Origin of the sequence: Tenacibaculum aiptasiae, from assembly GCF_008806755.1 — a bacterium.
Classification (GTDB): Bacteria; Bacteroidota; Bacteroidia; order Flavobacteriales; family Flavobacteriaceae; genus Polaribacter; species Polaribacter aiptasiae.
In genome coordinates, this window is sequence record NZ_WAAU01000080.1 from 1 (window position 1) to 1,513 (window position 1,513).

A 1,513-nucleotide genomic window follows, 5' to 3' on the forward strand; every position below is an offset into this window, starting at 1 on the left:
GAACGTAAATCATAAGCTAAAATGTTTGATAAATTATTTAATTCTGAATAAGTTAATGTTTCATCCTCATAAACAACTGCTACAGAATTAGGGTAATTTTCTACCTGAGCCTCAAATAAATCGACTATGGTTAATGATTCAGGATATGATACATCTAAAAGAGTATTTAAACTTTGGATCTTATCTTTATCACATCTTGTTAATATAGTCTCTTTTTGTAATGGCTCTTCTGTCTCATTTAAAAATTGATCTAGAGTTGATTTAAAATAACTAGAAAGTTTCTCTATTTCTTTTGTACTAAAAGTAGCCGTTGAGTGTGTTAAAGCTAACCTAAAGTCATTATCTCGAGCATAAATATGAAAATCAATACTAGTATTGTTATTCATATAAAAGTTAGACTCTTTAAATTCATTTGGTCTTACAATCTGCTCTTCTGTATCTTGTATCTCAGTATAACGTCTAAAATCGATGTAATTAAATGAAATATCAAAAATTGGATTATGCTCATTTGCTGGTTCTTTTGTAATCTCTAGTATTTTATAAAAAGGAACCCTCTCGTGATACTTAAGTACTCTAAGTTTATCTTCTATATAATTAATATAACCTCCCCAAGTTAGATTCTTAGGAATTTTTGCCCTAAACGGAATCGTATTCAAAAAACAACCTAATAACCTATCTCCATCTGATGTTAATGGCCTATTATTAGTTACAATTCCTAAGGTTATATCTTCTTCAAAGCTCAACATATTCATAGCATAGACATACGCTGCGAAACACAAATGTTTAAAACTAGTATTATAATTAGAAGCGAGCTTTTCTAAACTACTTCTATAGTCTCTCCCATAATCAAACCACTCACTTTTAAATTGATGCTCATCTTCAGTAGATGGTAGCTCTAGTCTTGTGTAACCATCAAGTTCTTTTTGCCAATATGCAATCGACTCTTGGCTCTTCGCAGCAGACAATTCTCCTATTATCTGATCTTTATAAGTACTTTCTATAGCTTTTGGAACATAATTTTTATCATCCATCAAAATAGAATATGTATTAGATAATTCTGTAATGAATGAAGAAAGACTCCAGCCATCAAAGAAAGAATGATGGAAGTCTAATAATAAATATTGATAATCATCTCTTACCTTTATTACATTAATACGCCACAGTAATGAAAATGATAATTCAGTTTGTCTTTTCTTTTCTTCTAATAGTTTATTCTTGATAAAAACATCTTGCTCTTCTCTATCTAAATGCTGAATATCGATAAAATTCACCTCTGGATCTGCATTCTTTAAAATAATATGGGCAAAATTTTCTAAATCATATATTTTACGTAAAGTTGTATGCTTAGACACCATCAAGTTTACTGCATGTTTAAACAAATCAAAATCAAAGTTCTCTACTCCATAGTCATAAATATTTTGCTCATGATATACTATTTCATGAACATTAGCAGGTTTACTTCTTAAAGAATGAAACACCATTCCTTTTTCAACACCATTCATTGGATATACAG

The 1,513-nt window shown here is 29.5% G+C and carries 1 protein-coding gene; it reads right to left on the bottom strand.

Translation table 11 applies throughout. The annotated features are described in order from the left end of the window. Positions 1–1,513, bottom strand: a 1,513-nt coding sequence (locus F7018_RS18035) for a condensation domain-containing protein (RefSeq protein WP_150901492.1), incomplete at both ends; no start/stop codon positions are given.